Origin of the sequence: Lachnospira hominis (ex Hitch et al. 2025), from assembly GCF_040096395.1 — a bacterium.
Lineage (GTDB): Bacteria > Bacillota > Clostridia > Lachnospirales > Lachnospiraceae > Lachnospira > Lachnospira hominis.
In genome coordinates, this window is record NZ_JBBMES010000059.1 from 1 (window position 1) to 1,225 (window position 1,225).

General features: G+C 31.7%; 3 protein-coding genes. All 3 read right to left on the reverse strand.

Going from position 1 to position 1,225, the window contains the following annotated elements:
- Window positions 1-371 (reverse strand): hypothetical protein (locus WMO38_RS15030; RefSeq protein WP_349163216.1); only part of this gene is annotated, 371 nt, incomplete at its 3' end.
- A gap of 205 nt (window positions 372-576) precedes the next feature.
- Window positions 577-987: a hypothetical protein gene (locus WMO38_RS15035; protein WP_349163217.1), complete on the reverse strand. Its 411-nt coding sequence runs from the start codon at window positions 985-987 to the stop codon at window positions 577-579.
- Window positions 988-1,006: 19 nt separating this feature from the next.
- Complete coding sequence (locus tag WMO38_RS15040) at window positions 1,007-1,141, reverse strand: hypothetical protein (protein WP_308796153.1); 135 nt, start codon at window positions 1,139-1,141, stop codon at window positions 1,007-1,009.
- Between the last annotated feature and the right edge of the window lie 84 nt (window positions 1,142-1,225).

Sequence of the window (1,225 nt, forward strand, 5' to 3'; positions counted from 1 at the left end):
GTAAGTCCCAGCATCGTTGTTATCCATGAACCTAATATACATGTAATTATCTTACCTTTTATATAACTGTCCCTGCTACTTCTTATCGTAACATACGGTATTCTTCCCGAGCACCAGTCGTCAGCAAAGCTTAATGATACCGGTAATGCCGCTGCAAATATAAGCAATTTATTAAAATTACTAATTGACAATATTGCCTCAAATCCATTCATAACATTATTAATCTGTCGTTCATAATGAACCATAATTCCTACTATAAGAATGATAAGAATTCCGACAGGTATTTTCCAGCTTAATACCGAATGTAAGTATTCCTCGTAAATTACCCCGATAAGTTTATGTTTTTTCCCCAATTTGTTCTTTTTTTGCATTATTTTTATCTTCTCCTCACATTATTTAATTCAATCACTATCCTTATAACTTTTCATACACCAATTTTTGCATTTATAACTTACAAATTTAATAATATGAAGATTTTATTTTTGTCATGGATATTCTGCCTCTATAAGGCAGAATATCCTATTTTAATAAATAACAATATTTTAATCTCACTTAACCCTTATTCGCACTTATAGCCTATGGCTCCCATGTTCCGTCTACATGCACATAATACGCATATGTTTGTGCTCTTAGACGATATGACTGTCCTTTGCTTGGTTTTTCAGGCTGACTATATTCAGGATACATTCTTCCTATAAATGTTCCAACATTAATATTACCAGTATAATTGTAATTATAATATTCCGGACCGTTAATACTCATCTCAAACTTATCCATTTCAGATACATTACTATTACTTATTTTAATATAACCATATGTATCATCATTATCTTTTGTAAGATTCCTCGTGTAATCCTCACTTATCGAATCCTCTGCTACATCCACATCAAACCAGTAGTTTTCCCATGCTGCCATAGCAGGAACAGTAAACATCATAATAGCAGTCATTGATAACGCTGCTGTTTTTATTGCTCTTTTAATATTCATATATGTGCCTCCTTCGTAATCACTTATTCTTTTCGTAATGTTTCTTGATTTCTTCTGCAACTTTTACTTCTCCAAACAAAAATGCACTTTTTGTGTTAACAAGCTTTTTCTCACTCAACTTAATTAACATCTTATTCATTGTATCTTTCTTCATCTGTATACACCTCGTATTATATAGTAGTAGTTTTTAGAGACCATCTCCAAGGTCTTAATAACTGTTAAATCATAGTCTCTTCTT

Excerpts from the sequence above, each read along its gene's own strand:
- WMO38_RS15040 (WP_308796153.1), bottom strand. The coding sequence starts at position 1,141 with ATGAAGAAAGATACAATGAATAAGATGTTAATTAAGTTGAGTGAGAAA.
- WMO38_RS15035 (WP_349163217.1), bottom strand. The coding sequence starts at position 987 with ATGAATATTAAAAGAGCAATAAAAACAGCAGCGTTATCAATGACTGCT.